General features: G+C 53.6%; 14 protein-coding genes. 6 read left to right on the top strand and 8 right to left on the bottom strand.

The genetic code is table 11. The features are described from left to right. Positions 1-12: 12 nt before the first annotated feature. Positions 13-1,491, bottom strand: a complete 1,479-nt coding sequence (locus H144_RS0114165; protein WP_169409392.1) for a M56 family metallopeptidase — start codon at positions 1,489-1,491, stop codon at positions 13-15. Beyond that, on the bottom strand, positions 1,472-1,852 hold the full coding sequence (locus tag H144_RS0114170) for a BlaI/MecI/CopY family transcriptional regulator (RefSeq protein WP_033402781.1): 381 nt from the start codon (positions 1,850-1,852) through the stop codon (positions 1,472-1,474). The genes H144_RS0114165 and H144_RS0114170 overlap by 20 nt, the downstream gene beginning before the upstream one ends. A 423-nt stretch (positions 1,853-2,275) precedes the next feature. Here H144_RS0114170 and H144_RS0114180 point away from each other — a divergent pair, with 423 nt between their 5' ends. Continuing rightward, on the top strand, positions 2,276-3,364 hold the full coding sequence (locus H144_RS0114180) for a Gfo/Idh/MocA family protein (RefSeq protein WP_019942736.1): 1,089 nt from the start codon (positions 2,276-2,278) through the stop codon (positions 3,362-3,364). Between the two features lie 113 nt (positions 3,365-3,477). Here the strand turns inward: H144_RS0114180 and H144_RS0114185 are convergent, their stop codons facing one another. Further along, a complete protein-coding gene (locus H144_RS0114185) occupies positions 3,478-4,290 on the bottom strand; it encodes a class I SAM-dependent methyltransferase (RefSeq protein ID WP_026350690.1) in 813 nt (270 codons plus the stop codon). Positions 4,291-4,574: 284 nt separating this feature from the next. Then, positions 4,575-8,594 carry a response regulator gene (locus H144_RS0114195; protein WP_019942739.1) on the bottom strand — a complete coding sequence of 1,340 codons (4,020 nt, stop codon included), beginning with the start codon at positions 8,592-8,594 and terminating at the stop codon, positions 4,575-4,577. 197 nt (positions 8,595-8,791) lie between these two features. Between H144_RS0114195 and H144_RS0114200 the strand changes: the two genes are divergently transcribed. Together H144_RS0114200 and H144_RS0114205 are read left to right on the top strand one after the other, a co-directional pair. After that, on the top strand, positions 8,792-11,014 hold the full coding sequence (locus H144_RS0114200; RefSeq protein WP_019942740.1) for an ATP-binding protein: 2,223 nt from the start codon (positions 8,792-8,794) through the stop codon (positions 11,012-11,014). A 109-nt stretch (positions 11,015-11,123) separates the two neighbouring features. Further along, entirely contained in the window at positions 11,124-13,412 is a 2,289-nt protein-coding gene (locus H144_RS0114205; RefSeq protein WP_019942741.1) for a sensor histidine kinase, read from the top strand. Here the strand turns inward: H144_RS0114205 and H144_RS0114210 are convergent. After that, positions 13,330-13,905 (bottom strand): DsbA family oxidoreductase, encoded by a 576-nt coding sequence (locus H144_RS0114210; protein WP_169409393.1) that lies wholly within the window; start codon positions 13,903-13,905, stop codon positions 13,330-13,332. The two genes, H144_RS0114205 and H144_RS0114210, sit on opposite strands and share 83 nt — an antisense overlap. Positions 13,906-14,035: 130 nt before the next feature. Further along, the gene (locus H144_RS0114215) at positions 14,036-14,365 is read right to left on the bottom strand and encodes a hypothetical protein (RefSeq protein WP_019942743.1); all 330 of its coding nucleotides are present in this window, start codon (positions 14,363-14,365) and stop codon (positions 14,036-14,038) included. Positions 14,366-14,470: 105 nt separating this feature from the next. On the opposite strand from H144_RS0114215, the gene H144_RS0114220 reads away from it, so the two are divergent. From H144_RS0114220 to H144_RS33280, 3 genes are all read left to right on the top strand, one after another. Beyond that, the gene (locus H144_RS0114220; protein ID WP_084599954.1) at positions 14,471-15,292 is read left to right on the top strand and encodes a helix-turn-helix transcriptional regulator; all 822 of its coding nucleotides are present in this window, start codon (positions 14,471-14,473) and stop codon (positions 15,290-15,292) included. 253 nt (positions 15,293-15,545) lie between these two features. Then, a complete protein-coding gene (locus tag H144_RS33275) occupies positions 15,546-16,271 on the top strand; it encodes a helix-turn-helix domain-containing protein (protein ID WP_169409394.1) in 726 nt (241 codons plus the stop codon). 308 nt (positions 16,272-16,579) lie between these two features. Beyond that, the gene (locus H144_RS33280) at positions 16,580-18,526 is read left to right on the top strand and encodes a T9SS type A sorting domain-containing protein (RefSeq protein ID WP_019942746.1); all 1,947 of its coding nucleotides are present in this window, start codon (positions 16,580-16,582) and stop codon (positions 18,524-18,526) included. Between the two features lie 21 nt (positions 18,527-18,547). On the opposite strand, the gene H144_RS0114235 is transcribed toward H144_RS33280, so the two are convergent. After that, complete coding sequence (locus H144_RS0114235; RefSeq protein WP_019942747.1) at positions 18,548-20,698, bottom strand: outer membrane protein assembly factor BamB family protein; 2,151 nt, start codon at positions 20,696-20,698, stop codon at positions 18,548-18,550. Between the two features lie 188 nt (positions 20,699-20,886). Beyond that, positions 20,887-22,452 (bottom strand): RagB/SusD family nutrient uptake outer membrane protein, encoded by a 1,566-nt coding sequence (locus H144_RS0114240; protein WP_026350691.1) that lies wholly within the window; start codon positions 22,450-22,452, stop codon positions 20,887-20,889. Positions 22,453-22,473: the final 21 nt, after the last annotated feature.

Consider the following 22,473-nt stretch of genomic DNA (forward strand, 5'->3'; position numbering starts at 1 on the left):
GGAATGGCAGTTTTACGGCTCTTGTACCACAAACTCAATGTCTACCAGTCGTTTTTTACCGGGCGCTTTTGGCAATGGGTAGGGGTTGATCTTAACGCTGTCGGGATTGACGAGGCCGCTTTTAGCCAGTTTTTCCTGTGATCGGATAAGCAGCGACCGGTTGAACAGCTGGCCGTTTTTAACCTCAACGAATGACTTAATGTCTTCGGTCTGCGATTTGCCGCCGCTTTTGTTGGTCAATATCACATTGTTAACCCAAACCTGCTCGTCCTCCGAAATGTCGATGGTCAGTTCCATCCGGCCATTAACCAATTTTTCTTTGATGTCCGTGTAAAAGAACAAATAGCCATTGTCCATATAAAGACTGATCACTGATTTATCCAATGGACCTTTGTACAACCGCTCGTTGAAACGGGTCTTATCGTACGGCTCGCCTACCTTGATGCCCAGCAGCTGACCGAGCTCGGCATCGGAGTGCAGCCTGTTTCCGTTCCAGGTAATTTTGGAAATGACGGGGCCGGAAATAGACCTTTCGGTGGCGTGCTCAGGCGCCGCGGGCGCTTCGCGGGTAGAATCCATACAGGCAGAAATGAGCAGCACGGCGGCGCAGGCTGGGACTAGTAAAAGCAGTTTGAACCTTTCCATGGCTTTCGTTTTGGGTTTGTTTAACATGACTATCCGACGTAAAAATTGCGAATCCGAGAAGGGGTGTGCGATGCGGTAAGCGGGAGTACTGGTGGCTAATGCAACCAATAATTCCTGATAAGCTGTACTATTCTGCCGGGCGTGTGCAGCCTGGCGATCAGCTAGGAACTCGTGTACATCCCGCAGGTGGCGGGACAGCTTTTTTGCAAAAGGATTGAACCAGAAAAAGGCTGTTATGATTTCAAAAAGTGCATTATCAACGGTGTGCCATTGCATGACGTGAACTTCCTCATGACGCTGTATGCTGGCCAGCTGGTCAGGCGCTAACGACAGGGCGTGAACGTTCAGAAAAATGTCTTTGCCAAACGAAAAAGTAGGCAGCTGGTTTTGCACCCAAACGTTCGCAATCTCCCCGCGACTCAGCATTTGTGACCGCATTCGGATTTTTCTTAACTGTACCAATGCACGAGCCGACCGCACCAGCATGGCCAAAACACCCGACCAGTACACGACTGTCATGGAAAACCACAGCCACTCAGCGGCTTGCGGCGCACTGGCCCCATTCATCGGAGTGTTCAGGGTTGCCTGCCATACGGGCATGGGCTCGATCGCAAAACGCAGGTTTGTGACAGGGCTTTCGGAAACAAACTGGCCGCCCAGGAATAGTGCCGGCGTGATCGGGAGCAGTAAACAAATACCGGTGCCGCCCAGCAAAATCCAGCGGTTCAGTGTGAAAAACGTCCATTGTCGAAAGCAATACGAATAAGCAGCCCACAGAATGGCCATTGCCAACGAGGCACTAAGCAGCCAGGTGAAGAAATCAGGGTTACTCAATTGCACTGTCATCGGTTCTGTTTTTGTTGATTTCTGCCACTGCCTTTTCGATTTCTTCCGGTGAAATATTTTCCTCTTCGAGCATGAAAGACAGCACATTTCCGGAAGCGCCGTCAAAATAATTGGCTACGAAATTTCTGAATGTGAAACTGCGATAGGAGAGTTTCGAAATCAATGGGAAGTATTCATGCGTTTTACCATACGCCCGATGGCCCACAAAACCCTTCTTTTCGAGAATGCGAATCAGCGATGATATCGTATTATACGGCGGCGCCGGCTCGCCCAGCTTATCGATCACGTCCTTCACAAATCCACTTTTCATGTCCCAGATGATCTGCATGATCTTCTCTTCGGCTTTTGTCAATGTCTCCATGCCCAAACATATAACGTATTTTTCAGTTTTACAACTAAATTATAAGTTTTATAACGGAATATTCAGTTTTTGGTATTCAAATGAAATTGTAACTGTTTTCTATTAAATGTAACCATCAATGTAATTGCCGCAATCTCTCATCGTTAAATGGCAAAGCCCTGACACGTGTTCGCGAGATATTTGCTAGTTCTCCTTCTTTTTGCCTGCACCGTCGCTGCGGATTTACATGCTCAAACTGCGCTATACGCCGCCGCAGTTGCCCAATCCGCCGGCCTCGCCTGCCTTTGCAGGAATGCGGCCTGGCTGCCGGGTAAACAAATAATTGCCGCAATCCGGTGAAATGAATGCCCGTAACGGCTTTTAAGGATTATGCCGGGCAATGTGCGCCCATCACCTTTATTCAGGATCTTAAACAGACAGGCTATGCAAATCGAAAGACGCGATTTTTTGACCACATTATCCATGGCCGGGGCGGCTACATTGTTCTCGGGCAATCCGCTCATCGGGGCGACGGCGCCGAAAAAGGACAAACTCGGCATCGCGCTCGTGGGACTGGGCTATTACAGCACCGACCTCCTCGCGCCTGCGCTGCAACTCACGGAAAAATGCCACCTCGCAGGCATCGTGACGGGCACGCCCGCCAAAGCCGAGGCCTGGAAAGCCAAATACAACATCCCCGACAAGAATATTTACAACTACCAGAACTTCGACCAGATCGCGAAAAACCCCGATATCGACATTGTGTACGTGGTTCTGCCGCCATCCATGCACCGGGAATATGTGGTGCGGGCCGCGAAAGCCGGGAAACATGTGTTCTGTGAAAAGCCGATGGCGCCCTCCGTGGCCGATTGCGAGGCGATGATCGCCGCTTGTAAAAGCAACAAGGTGAAGCTGGCAATCGGCTACCGCTGCCAGCACGACCCGAATATCCAGGCCTATATGAAGGTCGCAAAAGAGCAGAAATTCGGAAAGGTGAAAATGATCAATAGTGCCGCGGGGTATTTCGACGCGCGTACCGATCACTGGAAACAAAAAAAGGCGTTGGGCGGGGGCTGCATGGGCGACATGGGCGTGTACGCATTGCAGGGCGCGCGCCTGGCCACGGGCGAGGAACCGATTAGCGTGATCGCGCAGGCCTCGACGACACGGCCGGAAATTTACAAGGAAGTGGAAGAAACGATGATGTTCATGCTCGATTTCCCGAGCGGTGCCCGCGCCGCCTGCCAGACTAGTTTCGGCATTAATATGAACTACCTGCAAGTGAATTACGAAAAAGGCTGGCTGAAAATGGAGCCGCAGTCGGGGTATAACGGGAACAAGGGCAGCATGTCCGACGGCACGCTCATCAACTTCCCGATCAAGAGCCAGCAGGCGAAGCAAATGGACGAGGATTGCCTGGCGATCATGAACAACACCGACCTCATCGCACCCGGCGAGGAAGGTTTGCGGGATATCCGTGTGGTGGAAGCCATTTACAAGTCCGTAGCCACGGGTAAGAGCGTGAAAATCTGAAAAGGCGACCCGTAAACGGGCAGCGAAACAATTTTAAAAGTCTTGAAGAAGGCCTGTTCGACAAATTGCTTGGGCAAAATGAGAACAGGCCTTTTTGCTATACCGTCGGATGGCTATCGCCGTACCGTCACTTTCAGGAACGTGGCCGGAATGGAGGTCGCGTTAGGATCGGTGCTTTGGTTCTGGCTTTGGAAAAGCGCTTCCAGTTCACGCTGGAGGTCGGCTTCTTTGCCGTTTTTCTCCGCGGCTTCGAAAGCGTTCATCGTCGGGCCGTAGTATTTCCTGAATGTATCCAGGAATACAGCGGGTGAGAATGGCGCGCGGAAAGTAAAAGTTTCCCTTTCGAAAGAGATATTCTCCTGTAATGCGCCGGCGGCGACGAAGCGCTCGGTCACGTTGGCCTCTACGCCCCAGAGCATGGGGCTCACGAACCCTTCCGGCGGCGCGGGGGTATAAGCCGAGCTCACTTTCAGGATCTGCGCCACGAGCGTCGGGTCGCCGGGAATCCAATTGCCCATCACGATTTTCCCGCCGGGACGTGTCACCCGGAACATTTCTTTCGCCACATCGAATGGCTGCGGAGCGAACATCGCGCCGAATATGCTTACCACGAGGTCGAGCGACTCGTCGGCAATGTCGTGGAGATTGATCGCGTCGCCTTCGCGGAACGCGATGTTAGTCAATCCCTCGGCCTTTACCCGGGCATTACCGGCTGCGACGAGGTTCCGGGCGATGTCTACACCCTGAACATTGGCACCCAGCCGTGCCGCGGGGATAGCTGTGGTACCGTCGCCGCAGCCGAGGTCGAGGACTTCCTGCCCTTTCGTGATCCCTAATTTCGCTACCAGGGCAGTGCCGCTCTCGCGCATGGTTTCTGCCAGACGGGTGAAGTCACCCTTTTCCCAAAGTGCTTTGTTTGCATTCATTTTATTTTTCATTTAGAGTTAATAGATACTGTTTTAAATTTTTGAGCGGTTTGCTTGCATATCGCGAAAGAGAGGAGCAGCGCGAGCAGCAGTGTGACATAATGAAAATTTTTCATGAGCTAATAGATAAATGAGGCTGCAAAATTGGGGTGGAATGAGGCCTTGAAACTTGTAATGGCGACGCATATCCAGGTAATTATGCGCCATCCGACCTATCGGCTACGGCCGAAGTGCCTTACAAGGCGGTGTACCGCTTTGTGAAACGGGTTCTTTAAATTTTGTGGCTAATCCTCTTTCGGGGAAACTCTGGCGGCGTATTCCGTGGGGGTTTCCCCGAATTCTTTTTTAAAGCTCTTGCTGAAATACGATTGATCGTTGAAACCCACCGCATAGCCGATTTGCGTGATTGTATCGGCTTTCTGACGGATCATTTCCGCTGCTTTTTGCAGCCGCAGGTCACGGATAAAATCGTTCGGGGCGAGGCCGGTAAGCGCTTTTAGCTTCCGCAGCAGTTGCGTACGGCTCAGGTTCATTTCCTCCGCCATTTTTTCGACGGAGAAAAGCACGTCTTCCATATTGGCCTCGACGATCTCCTTGGCTTTCAATAAAAACTTGTCGTCCAGCGACATTTCCTCCGCCGAGGTCACATGCACGCGAATGCGTTCGCGGTAGCGTTCCGCGAGTTTTTTGCGGAGTTCGATCAGGTTACCGACACGGACGGTCAGTTCTTCCACGGAAAAAGGCTTGGTCAGGTAGTCGTCCGCGCCCGTTTTCAGCCCGTCGATCCGCGATTCCTGGCCGCTTTTGGCGGTAAGCAGGATCACGGGAATATGGCTAGTACGCTCGTCGGATTTGATGAGGGCGGTCAGCTCCATACCGTCCATTTTCGGCATCATCAGGTCGGTGATGATCAGGCCCGGCAGCACCTTGCGCGCGCAGGCCAGCGCTTCGGCACCATCCGACGCTTTGAAAATCGTGTATTCGCTGTCGAGCAGCGAGGCCATGTACTCGCGCAGTTCCGCATTATCCTCGACGATCAGTACGGTTTCGCGGCTGGCCCCGGAACGCGCCGGTTTGGCGTTTTTGGGTGATATGGTATGAAAAGTGTGAGGTTCCGGTTCTGTGGGCGACAATGTAAATGCACGAGTTTCACTTTCAATGACCTGGTCGCTTTGATAGGAGGCCCGGTCAACCGGCACTTCAATGGAGAAGACCGAACCATTGCCCAATTCGCTTTGGAGGGTAATATTGCCGTTATGCAGCTTAATGAGCTCTTTGGCAAAAGCAAGCCCCAAGCCGGTGCCGCCGGCCTGGTTTTCTACGGTCTGGCGCGTTTGGTAAAACGATTCGAATACCTTTTTCTGCTCTTCGGACGCGATGCCGGGGCCGTTATCCGATACGGATAGGTGCAGTGCCGGCTTGCCGCTTTCTTCCGATATGTGCGCTGCGAACCGCACTTCCCCGCCCGCAGGCGTGAATTTGAATGCATTAGAAAGCAGGTTGATGATCACCTTTTCCAGCTTGTCGGCGTCGAACCAGAAAGCGCCGTCGGGCAGGCTGATTGTTTTGTCAAAAGCAATATCCTTGTGCTGGGCCAGCGAGTCGAAAGAAGAGGAGAGCACGGTCAGGAACTGCCGCAGCCCGCCTTTTTGGACTTGAAGCTCCATTTTGCCCGCTTCCAGCTTCGAGAGGTTCAGCAGCTGGTTAACCAGTTCCAGTAACCGGTTGGCATAACGCTTCATCATCAGCAGTTTATCCTGCTCGGCGGGCGGTTTTTGGCTCAATTCTTCTTCCAGCGGAGCCAGTATCAGCGTCAGCGGCGTGCGGAATTCGTGGGAAATATTAGCGAAGAAGCGCGATTTCATGCGGTCCATTTCTTTCAGCTCTTCGGTTTGCAGCATGATTTTCTCCGTCCGTTCGCGAACGGTATTTTCCAACGCGACCTTCTCCATTTGCAGTTTCCGCTCCCGGAACCGCACCAACATCACCGCCGCACCGCCCAGCAGCAGCGCGTAAATGGCCAACGCCCACCACGTGCGGTACCAGGGCGGCAGGATCGTAAATGCCAGCCGGTCTTCCGCGCCCAGGTGCCCGTACACGTCCGTCCCGCGCACACGGAACACGTAATTTCCCTCCGGCAAATTCGTGAAATCGACAAAAGACTCGCCGGACCAGGCCGACCATTGATCGTGAAAGCCTTCGAGGAAGTACTGAAATTGATTTTTGGTAGATAAATCGTAGCTCGGCAACGCATACCGGAACCGCAGCCGCTGACCGAAAGCGATCTCCGGAGAGGACCGGCCGCCGCGGAAACTGACGAGCGAGTCGGTGTTGATGGACACCTGCCGGATCAGCGTCTTGAATGGCTTAGTAATGTTCGTTTTCAGGTTTTTATCAAACAGAACCAGCCATTTGTTCGATCCGAAAACCAGGTAACCGTCGCCGTTGTCAAGCACTTTGGAAATGAGCGCATCGGATAACCTGCCCGAAACCGGCAGTTTTTGCAGCCTGTTCCCCGCATATTCGAAAACCTGGCTCTGATAATGATGGTACAGGACAAACCGCATGGTACCATCCGGGCCCGCGATGATTTCATTAATCCATCCGCCTTTGTAGGGTGCTACGCCTGCCGTCAGCACCGAATCGATCTCAAAAACACGCCTTTGGGGATTATACCGATGCATTCCCTCGTCGGTGGAAGCGTATACCGTGTTGCCTACGCGTTCGAGCCAGCGGATTTTGTTGGACGACAGGCCATTTTCCGGCCCGTGGTGGATCAGTTTGAACGGGTCGGCGAGCGTATGCGCCGGTCCGGGCGCCTGCCAGGCCACTTCGTAGATCCCGTCGCGCCGGCTGTTGATGAAAATCGTCCCGTCGGCCCCGCGCGCGAAGCTTTCGGAGTAAAACTTCATGTCGTCGCGCCGGCCTCCCTGCACCCATCTGCCCGCCTTGAAAATAAGTTCGGTAAGCCCGTTGCCTTCCATTCCCACTAGCAAATGCCCGGGTGCCGGTACCTGCCGCGACTCTTCCACGCGCACCACGTTCTCGCGCGCCACCTGCGTACGCGACCCGTCCGGCCCGAATACAAATGCGCCGTCGTAGTTGGACACGATAAGATGGTTGCCGAATACCTGGCAATTCATCGTGAGGTTGTCGATCCCGGCGATCTTCTTGAAATAAGGCTTCAAAACGCCTTGCGAAGACGTGCTGTTCAGTTCAAAAAGTCCTTTGCTGTTTGTCGTGAACAGCTTTCCGGCAAATACCGCTATGTCCATCGGGTTCTCGTCCAGGCCGTGGTTTTCGTTCAGCACCCGCAGCGGCGAGCTGATTTCCAGCCGGCTGATGCCATTGTCGGTCGCCAGCCACACATCTTTTTCCGCATCTTCGAAAACGGCATATACGGCATCGCTGGATAGGCCTTCCTTGCGGCAGATATTATTACGGATGTTTCCCTGGCGGTCCATGAGGTAAAAGCCCGAGCCCGTCGTGGCCAGTGCGTAATCGCCGTTGCTGAGCTGTGCGCCATGGTAAACGGCGTCCCTGATGCGCACCCGCTGCCCGTTTTGCATGAGCGGCGTCACCGTGGTGCCGTCGTAGACGAAAAATTCCTTGGTAAGGCCCGTTGCCAGCAGTTTTTGTCCTTCATAAGGCAGCAGGCCCGTGAGCCCCAGGCCCTTGAATGCCTCGCCGCCATGGACCATCACAAGCGTATCCTTTTCTTTTTTGAACAAACCCTTATCGCTCACGCTCACATACAACGTCCCGTGCACGAGCCAGGCAAAACCCAGCGTGCCGATCGTACTTTTCCAAACCTTGAATTTCCCATTTGCGTATTCGAGAATATGCAGGTCGCATACGAAATAGACGGAGCCTTTGTCGGCGAATGTAAACCAGACATTGCCAAAGTTCCGGTCGGAGCCGGCGAGCTGGTTATTCAGGGAATGGAAAACCATTTTATTCTGGCTGTTGGCTGCCAGGTAACCGACCTCGCCGGAGCCACCGACGTAAATACGGCCTTTTGCGTCCTTTGCGAGCGATCGCACCGGGTTCCGATCGGCGGTAGGGATAAGGTGCCATGAGCGGCCGTCGTATTCGAGCACGCCCGAATTGTTCGCCGCATACATCATGCCGTCGCCGCCCTGGACGAGCGCCCAGTTCTGAAAAGCGGCTTTGTAGTCGTTGGTGGAATAGTTGGTAATGAAAGGAAGGCTCTGCCGCCAGATCCCCGCCAGGGGTGATTCCGGCTTTTGCGCCGTTACATTCAGGGCTAATGCCAGGGCGACAAGCAGGATTATTTTTCTCATTCGGGAACGTCGCCAGCAGGGTGATGAATAGCTGGTTATGAGGGTGCAAACATATTGCATTTTGCAAACAGGCGCAATGAATGAGCAATCGGTAAGGGCGGCGACTTATCGAACGGGCAGGCGGCCAATCGGGCCTCCGGGAACCGCGAAAGAGCCTTTGTACGGGCTTGAATTTTTTCTACATTTTCAGATGCGAAATGTATCTGGGTTTCTGCTTACTTTTCAATGCGGATTTGCAGCCCAAGTTGCTGAATGACACTGGTACCCTGCTGAATGCATGGGCGCCAAAGCCTGCTGGTATTATTGATAATGCAGAAAACGATCCCGAAGCGATGAATAACCGGTCCAGCCTGACTTTAAACACTTTTCTACGCAGGGTAACTGTGCTCATTCTGGCTTTTACCGGATGTTTAACAGGTTGTAAAAAAGCGACGGAAAGCGATCACCACGCCCGGTTGAAAATGTGGGTCGACAGCCTGGACCGCAACGCCCGCAAGATCGGTATCCCCCGAACGATTGCCAGCCTCGACTCCGTGCTGGCCACTTTGGGTAAAAAAGACATTCAGGACAGTATTGTCTATTATAAATTCATGAAGGTGCTGAGTCACCGCGACACTACGATGCGGGACGACGCACTGGCCTATACCGACAGCCTGCTCGGCTTATTTAAATCTGCACGGGTGCGGGAGGAGAACGCCGCCGACTATTCCAAAGCGCTGCTGCTGAAGGGCGACGACCTGTTGAAGCAAAAGGAGTATTACCTTGCATACCGCAATTATTACAACGGGAAAGCATTTCTGACCTCGCTCGGCGAGATCTGCGAATGTGCGCGGTACAGCAGCCGCATCGCCAATATTTCTTTTAAGGAAGAAAACTACGACCAGGCCATCGAATACTGGGAGCAGGAACTCAAAGAGCTGGGCGAATGCAAAGGGACTGATTTTCAGTTACAATTTATTGAAAAGCAGGGTAGTATGCGTAACATCGGGATTGCCTTCCTGCGGCTGAACGAGCCGGACAAGGCGCTGGTCTATTTCCGTCAGGCATCCCGGTTCATCGACCAAATGGCGGCCCGGTTTCCCCGTGAGCAGAATTTTATCCGTTTTGCACGCATCGTTATTGTCAGAAACGAGGCCGAAGCGTTCGCATTGAAAGGGAACAATGCCCTCGCGGAAAAACTGATCCGCAAATGCCTCGAACACGACCCAGGTATCGAATGGTCCGTCGATGTCGAAAAGGAGTCGCGGCAGCTTTTGACCCAAATATACATCGACCAGAAGGCATATGCGAAAGCACAGGAGCAGCTCGACACGCTGCGGCATTTGCCCGGGGCGGAGGGCGACGTTTACCAGACGTTGCAAGCATCCGTTTTTCACGGGCAAGGGGAGTATCAGGCGGCCAGTCAGCTGCTGATGGCGCATTTGGACACGGAGAAAAAGCAGGCGTTAGAAAGGAGGGTCGAGAGCAAAAGTCACGTGGGGCAGCTCCTGCAGCAGATTCAACGGGAGCATGAGCAGGAGCTTACCGCCGAAAAGGATGCGCGAGAAAGCCTGGTGCTGAAATTTGCAATACTGATTTCCCTCGCGCTGAGCGTGATCGTGTACCTGATCTGGCGGAATGCACGCAAGAATATCGCCAACCTGCGCGCCGTGACGAAACTGAACGATGAAATCACGCAAAGCAACATCGCGCTGCAAGACACGGTAAATGCATTGGAACAGGCGGAGATTGAGAAAGAAGAGGTGCTGAAAATCGTTGCGCACGACCTGAGAAACCCCATTGCCGCGATGGTATCGGGCTCGGATATGCTCTTCTGGGAACAGGTGCCCTCCGACGAACAAACCATGATCGTGGATGCCATTCAGCAGTCGGGCCGGCTGGCATTCGGGCTGATCGGGCAGATACTGCAGTCGAGCCCCGACCGCGAGAAGATCAGCAAAAACAAGGAGGACCTGGCCGAAATCGTGCGATCGTGCATCGATATGCTGACCTGTAAGGGAAAGGAGAAAAAACAGACGATTTATTACGACTACGAGGAAGCGATGGTATTGGTGGACCGCGAGAAAATCTGGCGCGTGTTCTCGAATCTGCTGAGCAATGCGGTGAAATTTTCCCCGATGGGAAGCACGATCCAGGTCAGCCTGCGTAAACACGCCGATACCATGCTGCTGAGCATTCGGGATAGCGGCATCGGGATTCCCGAAGACCTCAAAGGGCAAATCTTCCTGCCTTCCAACAATGCGCGGCGTATAGGGACGGCCGGGGAGGAATCTTTCGGGATCGGGTTATCGATTTGCAAGCAGATCGTCGAGGCGCACGAGGGTAAGATCTGGTTCGAATCCGTCGACGGAGCGGGGACGACGTTTTTTGTGGAACTGCCTGTCGGACTGGGCGAAACAGCCTTGGTGCCGGCGATTTGACAACAACTACCATTCATTTGCCATTGACGCGCCCGTGCCTTGCGGATACATTTGGCATATGCCGTTGCATTGCCTATCTTAATACGTCAATACGTCCTGCTCGCAACCTATGAAAAACTTCTCCGCAGCCTTGCTACTGGTGTGCGTCCTGGTAGCTGGTTACGCTGCCGCGCAGGACGAGTACCGCGACCTTGCCTTGTACCAATCGCAGTTTCGCCATGCGACCTCGCCCCTGGAACGGGGGAATGCCCTGCTGGCGATCGGTTTCCATTTTTTGCTCAAACCGGGCGAACGGCCCAACGACCTGAAGGCGGCGAATGCCTATTGCTCCGCGGCGGCGGGCGTGGCCGGGAAGCTGCCTGCCGATAGTTTGCAGGCCGCATCGCTATTCCTGTTGTCGCAAATACAGCGGGAAGGCGGCGACCGGGCAGCGGCTTTGAAAACGCTCGACGAGGCGATCGCGAAGTTCCGGCAGGCGGGCGAGCTGACGGGCGAGGGGAGCGCATTGATGGAAAAAAGGCACTATTTCCAGATTTCGGGCGATGAACTCACAAAACGCATTCAACTGGTTACGGATGCGCGCGATGTATTTAAAAAGGCGGGGGACAAGCGCCGGCAAGCGGACGCTTTGCAGGAACTGGGGGATTTGTACGGCAACGACGGCAAGACCCTCGAGGGCATCGACTATCTCACGCAAGCCGCGCAACTGTATAAAGAGGCGCATTTCAAGCGGGTGCAATACCTTTACAGCACGCTCAATATCGCCCATACCGTAAGCGGCGACTATCGGAAAGGACTGCAATACGGCCTGGATGCAGAGCGTATCGCATTGTCGCTGGGCGATTCGAGCATTACGTTGTGTACCATTTACAACCGCATCGGGATGACCTACTACTATCTCGGCGACCTGGAAAATGCGTTGATTTTTTTTCGGAAAGGTCTCGCCAACGCGATCGCCAACAAGTACCAGGATGGGGTGATTTATTTGACTTCCAATATTATCAATAAGATTTTGGTGAGAAATAAAAAGCTCATCGGCACCATGCTGCCCGATCTGGACCGTGCATTGACGGCGGGCCCGACGGAAATTTTCAGGGCGGTTATTTATTCCGAGATCTGCAAGACTTACCTGCTGGTAGGGAATACCGAGCGGGCAAAGTTTTTCCTGGACAGGCTATTCCTGTTTCAAAAGACGAATCAGCTGAACGACCCTGAAAATATATACGTCTATCGGGCCGCATTTGAATATTATTTCCAATTACGGGACTTCAAAACCGCCCGCGGTTTTCTGGAAAAAGAAACCGTCCTGGCCGAGCGCGTCGAGGACATCAGAAGATTACAGGCTGTTTACCGCAGCGCGTATATGCTCGATTCCATCAGTGGTAATTTTTTGTCTGCATTTAATAACTATAAGAAATTTAAGGTGATGAGCGACTCGCTGGCCGCCAATAATACGCGAAGCGAATTGCAAACGCTCACCGTGCGCTATCAACTGGAAAAGAAGAACGACGAAATCAAATTGAAGTCGGATAATATCCAGCTGCTTACACGGGACAACAAGGCACAAACGGCGCTGCTGCAACGTGCCGACACCATCCGCAATATCACCATATTTGCCGTGGCGGTGCTGGTACTGCTGCTGGCAGCGCTTTACAGCCGCTGGGCGGCCAACCGGAAGAACAGCGCCATTATTGCCGGAAAGAATACCAAACTGGAACAGCTCGTGCGGGAAAAGGACTGGCTGGTGAAGGAAATTCACCACCGGGTCAAAAACAACCTGCAAACGATCATCAGCCTGCTCGAAAGCCAGGCATTGTACCTCAAAGATGGCGCCCTGGAAGCGGTACTGGACAGCCAGCACCGGGTTTTTGCCATGTCGCTCATTCATCAGAAGCTGTACCTGGTCGAAAATTCCTCGACCATCAATATGCAGGTGTACATCGAGGAACTGGCAGGTTACCTGAACGAAAGTTTCGGTACGCGGGGTAAGGTGTTCATTTCCACGCGCATCGACGAGATCAGCCTGGATGTTTCCTACGCCATTCCCGTGGGGCTGATCGTCAACGAAGCCGTAACCAATGCGATCAAATATGCATTTCCTGGTCATCGGGACGGGCAGCTGGTGATCGTATTCCGCCAGCTTTCGACTGGTACGGTCAGCCTGACGATCCGGGACGACGGCGTGGGCTTGCCGGCCGACGTGAATGTATGGGAGGCGAAATCGCTCGGAATGCGGCTTATGGTCGGCCTGGCGAACGAAATAGGCGGGGAGCTGTCGATCGACGGCAGCAACGGCACGCTGATTTCACTGATATTCAGTTTGAAAGATATACCGATGGCGGCGCAATCATCTTTTTCAGCATTTGAACCAGCTGATGATACGTCAGCAGCCCGGTAGCCTTGATACCCCGGCCCTCGGTGGTGAATGTGATCGTCGGACAGCATACGATCTGATTGACGCGGATCTTGACCTCGTCGCTTTGCAATGCGCGGCGCGTGGAAGGGCTGCCGAAATCGCTACCGAATCTATGTAAATCGAGCACTTTACGATGGTTCCGGCTGATTTGCCTTGCCAGGTCTACGAGCAGTTGTGGCTCGGAAATGTCCCTGCCTTCGGTGAGCGCCGCTTTGCGGAGTATGTCCAGGTAGAGGTCCGCTGCCACCTGCGATTGAAGCGAGGCCGCCTTGACCGCCTGGGCCGCTTTGGTACCGGACGGTTCGCCGGCGGCGCCGAACGCGTTATTCTGCGCGGAAATGCAAAATTTGTAATTGATAACATCGCCGAACGTCGAAACGAATTCCCGCCAGGCATCCTGCATTTGAAAGCTTACCGGGCATAACGGATGGGTGTAGTAAACGACATTGATTCTCGTGAGGTCTGGTGTGGTCATTTTTTTTCCTGTTAAATCTCCCGCCGCCGGTCCTGCGAAGGTTTCCGGCTTGCTGAGACTAACCTTCCAGTACAAATGACATGCCGCAGGTGCCCCAAACGCCTGCGGCATCAAAGAGAATAGCCTCAAATTACAAGGGACCGAACTGATAACCCCGCCGTATCCCGTCCTGCCTGGCAGCTTCCGTCCAGCATATGTAGAGTTCCAGGGCCATATGCGACTCCCTGTCGGGCATGGAGAAATAAGTAACGTGGTAGCCAAGTTCCCTCAGGGTGGCTATCAGGCGTTCGGCCACTGGACGATCGAACTCTGCCGTGGGTAAGGTATAAATGAGGAATTGCTTACCGGTATTTTCTGATTCTGCGATTTCCGCAACGATTGATTTGACTACAAGTTCCTGTTTTTCAGTCGGCATAAAGGACTTTTCTGATACATCATTGGCGCCGGGAGCAAAATTCAACGTTCGTGCAGTAACTATGGTTGTAAATTGAGGCTAAGTTGCCGGGCGCATCCGGGTATAATAATTGCTGTGTCGGATCACAACAGACCCAAACCACAATGCGATATGTACATACCTGATGATGCCATAGAGAGGCTCTGGCACGTGTGCCTGCCCTACATTACCAGTATCAAAACCATGATCGCTCACAAGCACTACTGCTACAAGGTAGCCGTAAGTCTCGATCACAAAATCGAATGCCGCGTAGACGATTCCGATTACGAAGCCATGAGAGGCTTTATTATGAATAGCAATGCCTCTCACAAATGTATTTCTCCCGACGGGCCCGTCCTCAGCATCCTGATTGAACCGCAAAGTCCCTGGGGAAACAAAATCAGGGAAATACTGAACGGACGCGTATTCGTCCGTTTCGAAGAAATTATGGATGTCGGGAAACTGGGGCATATTCTGCCGGTCGACCACGCCGAACTGGGCGATATCGATCTGATCCCGCATATTTTCCAACTGATGTATACGATAACGGGCCTTGAAATCGAGGCGTCGGGCATGCTCGATCCGCGCGTGAGCCGCATTATCGATTATGTAGGCCAAAATCTTAAATCGGACATTACGAACGAGGATATTCTGAACCTCACGCATTTGTCCTTCCACCGCACCCGCCATTTGTTTGCCAGTGAAACAGGCATCCCATTGTCCAGGTACATTTTATGGCAGCGCCTGCGCGGCACACTCAAAACCGTCCTGGAAACGGGCGAGTCGCTGTCCAGGGTCGCTGCCGAATACCAGTTTACCGACCTCTCGCATTTTCACAAGGCATTCAAGAACATTTTCGGATTAAACCCTTCCACATTTCTGACGGAATGCCGGGTGGTGGTGGAGGATGACCGGGATGTGGAAGAATCCGTGTTGAATAGCGGTGACTTGTAAATTGGGGCTAATATTTCATTAAACGCCGGTTTTCTTCTCTCAAAAGGTTGTCGGGGAGGGACGTTTGTCTCATTTTAGCGTTCCCTTTTACTCGCACTGTCGGTTTCGGACCGAAACCACGCCCAACATGAATTAAACATTTTGAAAGAACCGGGTTAGCGCGTTTATGAAATTATCTGTTTCTGCTGATTCCCTGTCCAGGGAATTGCGGGATTGTAGTATCTCTTATATTGTCCAATCACTGAATCACGCTGTGCAAACGCAGAACAGGTATGGCGTCAAGATCGCAGTGGGTTTGGGTAGTACAATTGACTTGGAAATTAATGGCCTTTCCCAAAAAGGGGTCAGGGGTTTTATTATCGATCGCAATGTGCGGCATCGCTGCATTTGCGAGGGTACCATCCTGTTTATCAGTCTCATCGAGCCAGCGAGCCGATGGGGCCGCGACCTGCGGTTGCAGCTGTCGGGAAGGGAGTTTTGCGTGATCGAGGAGGTTATCGCGCTGGGGGAAATCGATGCGATAATGCCCGTCGGCGTGGAGCAAATGGAGCCCCGGGAGGTGGCCCGGCGTGTGCAGACTTTCTTCATGCGGATATTCGAAAAAGTGCAGCGCTCCCAGGCGAGGACGATGGACGACCGCATGGAACGGGTAGTGGCATACATCGACAGCAACCTGACGAAAAACATTGAGCTATCGGAAGTTGCGAACCTGGCCTACCTGTCGCCGCACCGTTTCCGTCACCTGTTTACCGAGCAGGTGGGGCTTCCTTTCACTCAATACATTATCTGGCAGCGCCTGAAAAAGTCCGTGCATGCCATCGCGACGGGCGATATGACGCTGGGCGAAGCGGTGGAGAAATTCGGGTTTACGGATCAGGCGCATTTCAGTAATGCATTTAAAAAGATGTTCGGGGTTTTCCCACGGGCTTTTTTACAAACTTCCCTGATCGTTTTGCCCGCGCCGGGCCATAAAGAATAGCCTTAATTTACAATGGGGCAATGTTTGGGAAACGCTAATTTTGAAATGAGTAAAAGGGGATTTATTCAAATAATGCCCATGCGAAACCCGATGAACGATCGTTCTGAGGGTTTTTTATGTCCGCTCCCGCGCCCTGCGCGACAGTTCAGGTTTTCTGCTGTTAAATTTTTGTAACCGATACGCGATTTGCCGTGTATTCTGTTAACTTTGTATATAGGTATCCCAAAAAAGTATAGCCGGCACCGTTCTTCTGCTGGCACCCGCTCGACGTTCCTGATGCATTTTCTTTCAACTCTTCTGACGACGCTATGAAAAAATGTCTGCTTGCATTGCTTTGCTTTTGCTCGATCCAGCTGTTTGGCCAGGGAACACTCGAAAGCGACCGGCTCGCGCTGGTAGCTATCTATAATGCGACAGCCGCCGGCGGCGGCGGTGAATATTATAACGACCTGAGCGATTGGGTCGTGCCGGGAGCGCCGGGGGATAATCCGTGCGGATGGTCGGGCGTGACGTGTACGGGCGGCCGCGTGACGCGCCTCGATTTCAGTAACGCGGAAATGCAGGGACCGATCGCACCTGAAATTGGTAACCTCTCGGCACTGACTTACCTGAATGTACAGGGATCGGGCGAAGAAATGTCCCACCTCGTGGGGGAAATTCCCTTGACATTAGGCAACCTCACGAACCTGGAATACCTGAATCTCAGCGGTAATGTGTTTGAATGGACCAATGTGGCCGTGATCGGAAACCTGATCAATCTGAAAGAGCTGATCATGGATACGCGCGGAAACTACCCGGCGGCATTTGGAAACCTTGTCAACCTGGAAAGCTGCACGCTGGGGGATTATGGCCCCTGGAGGTTCAGTAACACCCAGTTTCCGGAGGCCATCTATCAATGGACGAAAATCAAGCATTTGAAGCTGGGCGGCCTGGTGTTTACCACACCCATTACCGATCAGATCGGGACGTTGAGCAACCTGGAAACACTGGAACTGGGCGCATTGACAGGCAACCTCCCTGCCGGCATTGGCAACCTTTCAAAACTCACGCGCCTTGCCATCGAGGGCCACTACATGGTAGGCCAGCCGCGGACGATCCCTGCGGAAATTGGGAATCTGACTAACCTGACCTATTTGCAGTTCATCAACAGCGGCCTGGTGGGGCCGATACCGTCCAGTTTGACAAACCTGACGAATCTTACGGAATTGAATTTGAGCGGGAACAATTTTTCAGGCAGTATTCCTGGCTTTTTGGGCCAGATTCCCAGCCTTCGTAATTTAAACCTGGGACAAAATGAGTTCTCCGGCGTTGTCCCTGCTGAGCTGACCAACCTTCCCAATCTGGTAAATCTCAGTTTATTAATGAACCGCCTCACGGGTCCCTTGCCGAATTTCTCTGCTTCTCCGGCCAATTTGAAGATCAACCTGGTATTCAATGCATTCACTTACGCCGGATTGGAAGAGAACCTGGCGAAGCTCGACGGGTATTTCTGGCAGTCGGATGTGGCGATGTATACCAATGGCGTGAAAGCGAGCCAGACGTCCGGCCCACCGGCGATGCTGTCGGTCAATGTGGGAGGAACGCCCGCCAATAACACATATTACTGGTACAAAAATGGAATTTTACAGGCTACCAATGTCGGCAACCCGAATTTTCAGGCGAATGACGAGGCTCGGTATCACGTCGTGATCACGAACAAAGTGCTCACGAAGCTGAACCTCCAGAGCGTCAGCTACACGATTACGCGCCTGCCTGTCACGCTGGTGAGCTTTGACGGCTTTCATGAGAACGGCCGCAGCAAACTGGAATGGAAAACTACGTCGGAAACCAATAACAAAGGATTCGAAATCCAGCGCAGCGCCGATGCGCGGACTTTCGAGAATATCGGCTTTGTAGATGGCAACGGCGATACGGAAGACGACAAAACCTATCATTTCACCGATCTGAACCCGTTTGCAGTTACCTATTACCGGTTGAAGCAGCTCGACCACGACGGGAAATCTGAATTTTCGCGGGTGATCGCCTTGAAGAGCGACGCGGCGGTCCTCAAAATTTTTCCTAACCCCGCACAGGATTTCCTGACCATTTCCGGCATGCTTACCAGGCAGCGCATTTCAATCGTAGATCCCAATGGAAGGACGGTTTTGAAACGCGAAGTGTCGGATAAAGAGCCGGTTAGCATTAGCCGATTGCCTTCCGGTCTTTACACCGTCGTCATTGGTTCCGAGGTTAAAAAGCTGTTGATCAGCAGATAAATGCGTGCCCGGCCTGTATCATTATGGCAGCCGGAACGCCATTACCGAGCCTGACGGGTTCTCTTTCGTCCCGCCTACCGACAACGCCACGTACTGTTTGCCACCGCTCATGTAGGTGCAGGCGGTGGCGTTGGCTATACCCGGGAGCTGCGTCTGCCAGAGAAGTTTGCCTGTCTTTTTATCGAATGCGCGGAGCTGGCGGTCCTGGGTACCGCTGATGAAGATCAGCCCGCCCGCCGTGACGATCGGGCCGGCTGAGCCTTCCTGGCCGGTTTCGGGAGCACCTTCTGGCTGGCGTTTTTCGTCGTTGCCGAGCGTCACCTGCCATTCGTATTCACCCGTGCTGAGGTTGATCGCATGGAGCGTACCCCAGGGCGGGCGCAATGCCGGGTTCCCCTGCGGGTCGCGGAAATGGCCGTATGCGGTAAGGTTCAGGTATTTGTCGGCGCCTTTTTGAGTTTGCCCGGTTTCCTGCTTGGTCACTTTCGCCGAGTTTTGCGGGCGGTCGAAGAGGAACGCGATCATGCCTTTTTCCTTTCCCTTGATGGCCGAAGCGAATGCGGGCATTTTACCGCCGCCTTTTTTGATCTTGTCCAAAGCCGCCTCGCGCGTCATGCGGTTGCGCAGGCCGATGAGCGACGGATAATTAGGCTCGTCGCCGTTTTTGTCCTTGCCGTGGCAGGCTACGCAATAGGTCATGTACAGTGTTTTTCCCTGATCGTATACCGTTTGGTCTTTGGCTTCCTGTTCCAGGTCCACCTTTTTCATCGACTGTATTTCCGGCGAATCATTGGATTTTACAAAAAGCACCGTCGAAGCCGGGTCATAGGCCGCACCGCCCCATTCTGCCCCGCCGCGTGTGCCTGGGAGCATTAGCGTGCCTTTCAGGTCGGGTGGGGTGAACAGGCCTTCATAGCGCATCGAACGGAATTTTTTCACGATCGAATCGTGCCCCGCGTCGGTGTAATGCGTGAGATCGGCCTCGGTCATCCATTGGCGGGCAAATGGCTTGGGTTTCAGTGGGAACGGCTGGGTAGGCGAGGCATATTCGCCGGGAATGTTGGAGGCCGGGACTTTGCGTTCTTCGATCGGGAAGAGCGGCTCGCCCGTTTCGCGGTTGAACACAAATACGAACCCGTGCTTGGTAACCTGCGCCACGGCGTCGATTTGTTTGCCGTCGCGGTTTACGGTGACCAGGTTCGGCGGGGCGGGGAGGTCGTAATCCCACAAATCGTGGTGTACGAGCTGATAATGCCATATGTATTTGCCCGTGGCGGCGTCGAGGGCCACCACGCTGTTGCCGTAGAGGTTATCGCCCTTGCGGTCGGCCCCGTAGAAGTCATAGGAAGGCGAGCCGGTGGCGAGAAATACGATCCCGCGTTTCAAATCGATGCTCATGCCGGCCCAGTCGTTCACGCCGCCGGCATATTTGTAGGCATCCTTCGGCCAGGTTTCGTAGCCGGGCTCGCCAGGCAGGGGAATGGTGTGAAATGTCCATTCGAGCTTGCCGGTTTTGCAATTGTAAGCACGGATATAGCCGGGCTGGGCACCATATAGTTCCGAAACTTCGGCCCCCATGATCAGTAAATCCTTGAAAACAATGCCGGGTGACGTCGGGATGACGGAAATCGTCTCCGGGTCGTCGCGCAGGCCGACATTCATGCTCACGCGGCCGTTTTTGCCGAATGTCGGGATGGGCTTGCCCGTTTTGGCGTCGAGCGCGAAGAGGTTGTCGCCGCCTGTGAAGAGAATGCGCCTGTCGGGTTCGCCGGAGGGCGTGGTGCCTTCCCAGTACGTCACGCCGCGGCTCACCCCGCCGCCTTCCGCCCCGTCGAACGGGTCGAATTGCCAGAGCTCCCTTCCCGTTTGGGCATCGATGGCATAGGCCCAGTGTTTGGCGGAAGTGGTGTACATCACACCATCGACGATGATCGGGTTGCATTCACTGCTCCCGCCGCGGCTGCCTTCTTTCATGTCCCTATACTCGTGCGTCCAGGCGGGTTGCAGCTGGCTCACATTGGATGCATTGATCTGGTCGAGACCCGAGTAGCTCGTACTCGCGGCGTCGGCTTTGTAAACGCTCCACGAACGGTCTTCGGTGCTGCGGGTCTGGTAGGCGGCAAGCCCCGCGAATGCGGCAATAGCGGGTATGACGACCAGGTTTTTGTGCAAGCGTCGTTTTCGAAATTTGTCAATTCCAATCATAAAAGGGTTTTCTCGAATAAAGGGTCAGGGATGAAGCAACGCGCGGGTGCATTTGGGTTACAAAAGTCCCGAAAACGTCCGTTTTACTATGCTGTAAGCAGCGGCGGCATGCAATCTGTCCGATGCATGCCGCCGGGTTCAACACCGTGGTTCTGCTAGTTCCAGTCGTTGGCGATATCCGCCCCGAGCGCCTGGTTGGAATTACGTTCCGCGATCGGGATCGGAAGCAATACGTGCTTATCGAGAAACGGCTCCTGGCCGGGACCTGCCGGGTGTTCGGCATTGAGTGTTTCCTTGGCAATGCCCCAGCGGTTGAGGTCGAACCACCGCGATTGCTCTCCCGCCAGCTCGATCCGCCTTTCGCGGCGCAGTGCGGTGCGCGCGTCGGCCTGGGCCAGTGTGGTCGGGTAATTTTTGGCCATGACGCTCGGGCGGTTACGGACCTGGTTCATGTAACCAATGCCCTTCGCAATATCCGCGCCGCCTTTTTCAATATGGCTTTCCGCGAGCATGAGGAGCACATCCGCGTAGCGCATAACGTGCGTGTTAATGCCGCTCATCGGCGCCTCGGTGTATTTCTGAAATTCGTAAGGCTCGTATTTGCGGTAACGATTGCTGTAAAAATCGAACGGGAAAGGAATGGGCCCGGCGGCACAATGGTCGCAGTACTCGGTATCGCCGCCATTCGTCGCGCTGCCGTAGAAAGTCAGTGCGGCGCGGGGATCGATGTAGCCCGCGGCACCGGTAGCCGGGTCGTTATATTTGTGTGCGGCGACCAACGCATTCGAAATCGTTACGTTTTCCCAGTCGTTGAAGCCGTATTCCTGCGCGCGTCCGGTGTGGAATGTCTTGCCGTCCTCGCCTTCCCAGCCGCCGAACATGTAGTACTGCGTGTTGGAAGTGGTATAAGTGTGGTTTACGGCAAAAAGCACCTCGGGCGTATTGATATTGTCTTCCCCAAACAGATGATCGTAGCTGGGGTCCAACGCGTAGGTGAAAGGTGCGGCGGTCAGTTTGGTGAGCTCGGTAATGGCCTGGTCGTATTTCTTTTGGAATAAATAGGTACGGCCCAGGAAGCCGATCGCGGCACCTTTGGTGGCCCGGCCGAGCTGGTCGGCGGGATATTGCACAGGCAGGTCGGGGATGGCGAGGGAAAATTCGCTTTCCACCACTTTCCAGATTTCTTCCACCGAGGCACGCGGTGTTGCGTTGACTTTGGATTCGTCATAAGTCATTTTCAATGGCACGCGGCCCCAGTTGGTCACGAGATTGAAATAAGCAAATCCGCGCAGCCAATGCGCTTCGGCAATGTATTGCTTTTTCAATGTTTCTTCCGACGCGTCGGCCGGCGTCCAGGTTTCCATTACTTTCAATGCGAGATTGGCCCGGAAAACCATGCGGTACAGCGACGACCACAATGCGACGATATCTTCATTGTTGTTGGTGAAACTGTAATCCGTCAATTGCAGCTCCGTACCCACGAGTGCGCTCGATCGCTCGGCCTCGTTCGCGAGCAGGTCGAAAATAAAGTACCACTCGCGCGACATCATGCCCATGTGGCTGAACACCGTGTAGGTGGCGATAATGGCTTCGTTGAACTGTGTTTTGGTTTTGAAATAGGTTTCATCCGTGTAGGTATTCTCGTTCTTCACGTCGAGCAGGCTGTCGCTGCAAGCGGTCAGGAGCATTGCCGTACACAGAAATAGCTTTATCCTTTTCATGTCTTTCTGTTTAGAGAAGCT

The sequence above is a fragment of the Dyadobacter beijingensis DSM 21582 genome (genome assembly GCF_000382205.1).
In the GTDB taxonomy this organism is placed as follows: domain Bacteria; phylum Bacteroidota; class Bacteroidia; order Cytophagales; family Spirosomataceae; genus Dyadobacter; species Dyadobacter beijingensis.

What these genes read in the sequence shown, in the direction of transcription:
- H144_RS0114165 (WP_169409392.1), bottom strand. Translation starts at nt 1,491, where the DNA reads ATGACAGTGCAATTGAGTAACCCTGATTTCTTCACCTGGCTGCTTAGT.
- H144_RS0114170 (WP_033402781.1), bottom strand. Translation starts at nt 1,852, where the DNA reads ATGGAGACATTGACAAAAGCCGAAGAGAAGATCATGCAGATCATCTGG.
- H144_RS0114180 (WP_019942736.1), top strand. Translation starts at nt 2,276, where the DNA reads ATGCAAATCGAAAGACGCGATTTTTTGACCACATTATCCATGGCCGGG.
- H144_RS0114185 (WP_026350690.1), bottom strand. Translation starts at nt 4,290, where the DNA reads ATGAATGCAAACAAAGCACTTTGGGAAAAGGGTGACTTCACCCGTCTG.
- H144_RS0114195 (WP_019942739.1), bottom strand. Translation starts at nt 8,594, where the DNA reads ATGAGAAAAATAATCCTGCTTGTCGCCCTGGCATTAGCCCTGAATGTA.
- H144_RS0114200 (WP_019942740.1), top strand. Translation starts at nt 8,792, where the DNA reads ATGTATCTGGGTTTCTGCTTACTTTTCAATGCGGATTTGCAGCCCAAG.
- H144_RS0114205 (WP_019942741.1), top strand. Translation starts at nt 11,124, where the DNA reads ATGAAAAACTTCTCCGCAGCCTTGCTACTGGTGTGCGTCCTGGTAGCT.
- H144_RS0114210 (WP_169409393.1), bottom strand. Translation starts at nt 13,905, where the DNA reads ATGACCACACCAGACCTCACGAGAATCAATGTCGTTTACTACACCCAT.
- H144_RS0114220 (WP_084599954.1), top strand. Translation starts at nt 14,471, where the DNA reads ATGTACATACCTGATGATGCCATAGAGAGGCTCTGGCACGTGTGCCTG.
- H144_RS33280 (WP_019942746.1), top strand. Translation starts at nt 16,580, where the DNA reads ATGAAAAAATGTCTGCTTGCATTGCTTTGCTTTTGCTCGATCCAGCTG.
- H144_RS0114240 (WP_026350691.1), bottom strand. Translation starts at nt 22,452, where the DNA reads ATGAAAAGGATAAAGCTATTTCTGTGTACGGCAATGCTCCTGACCGCT.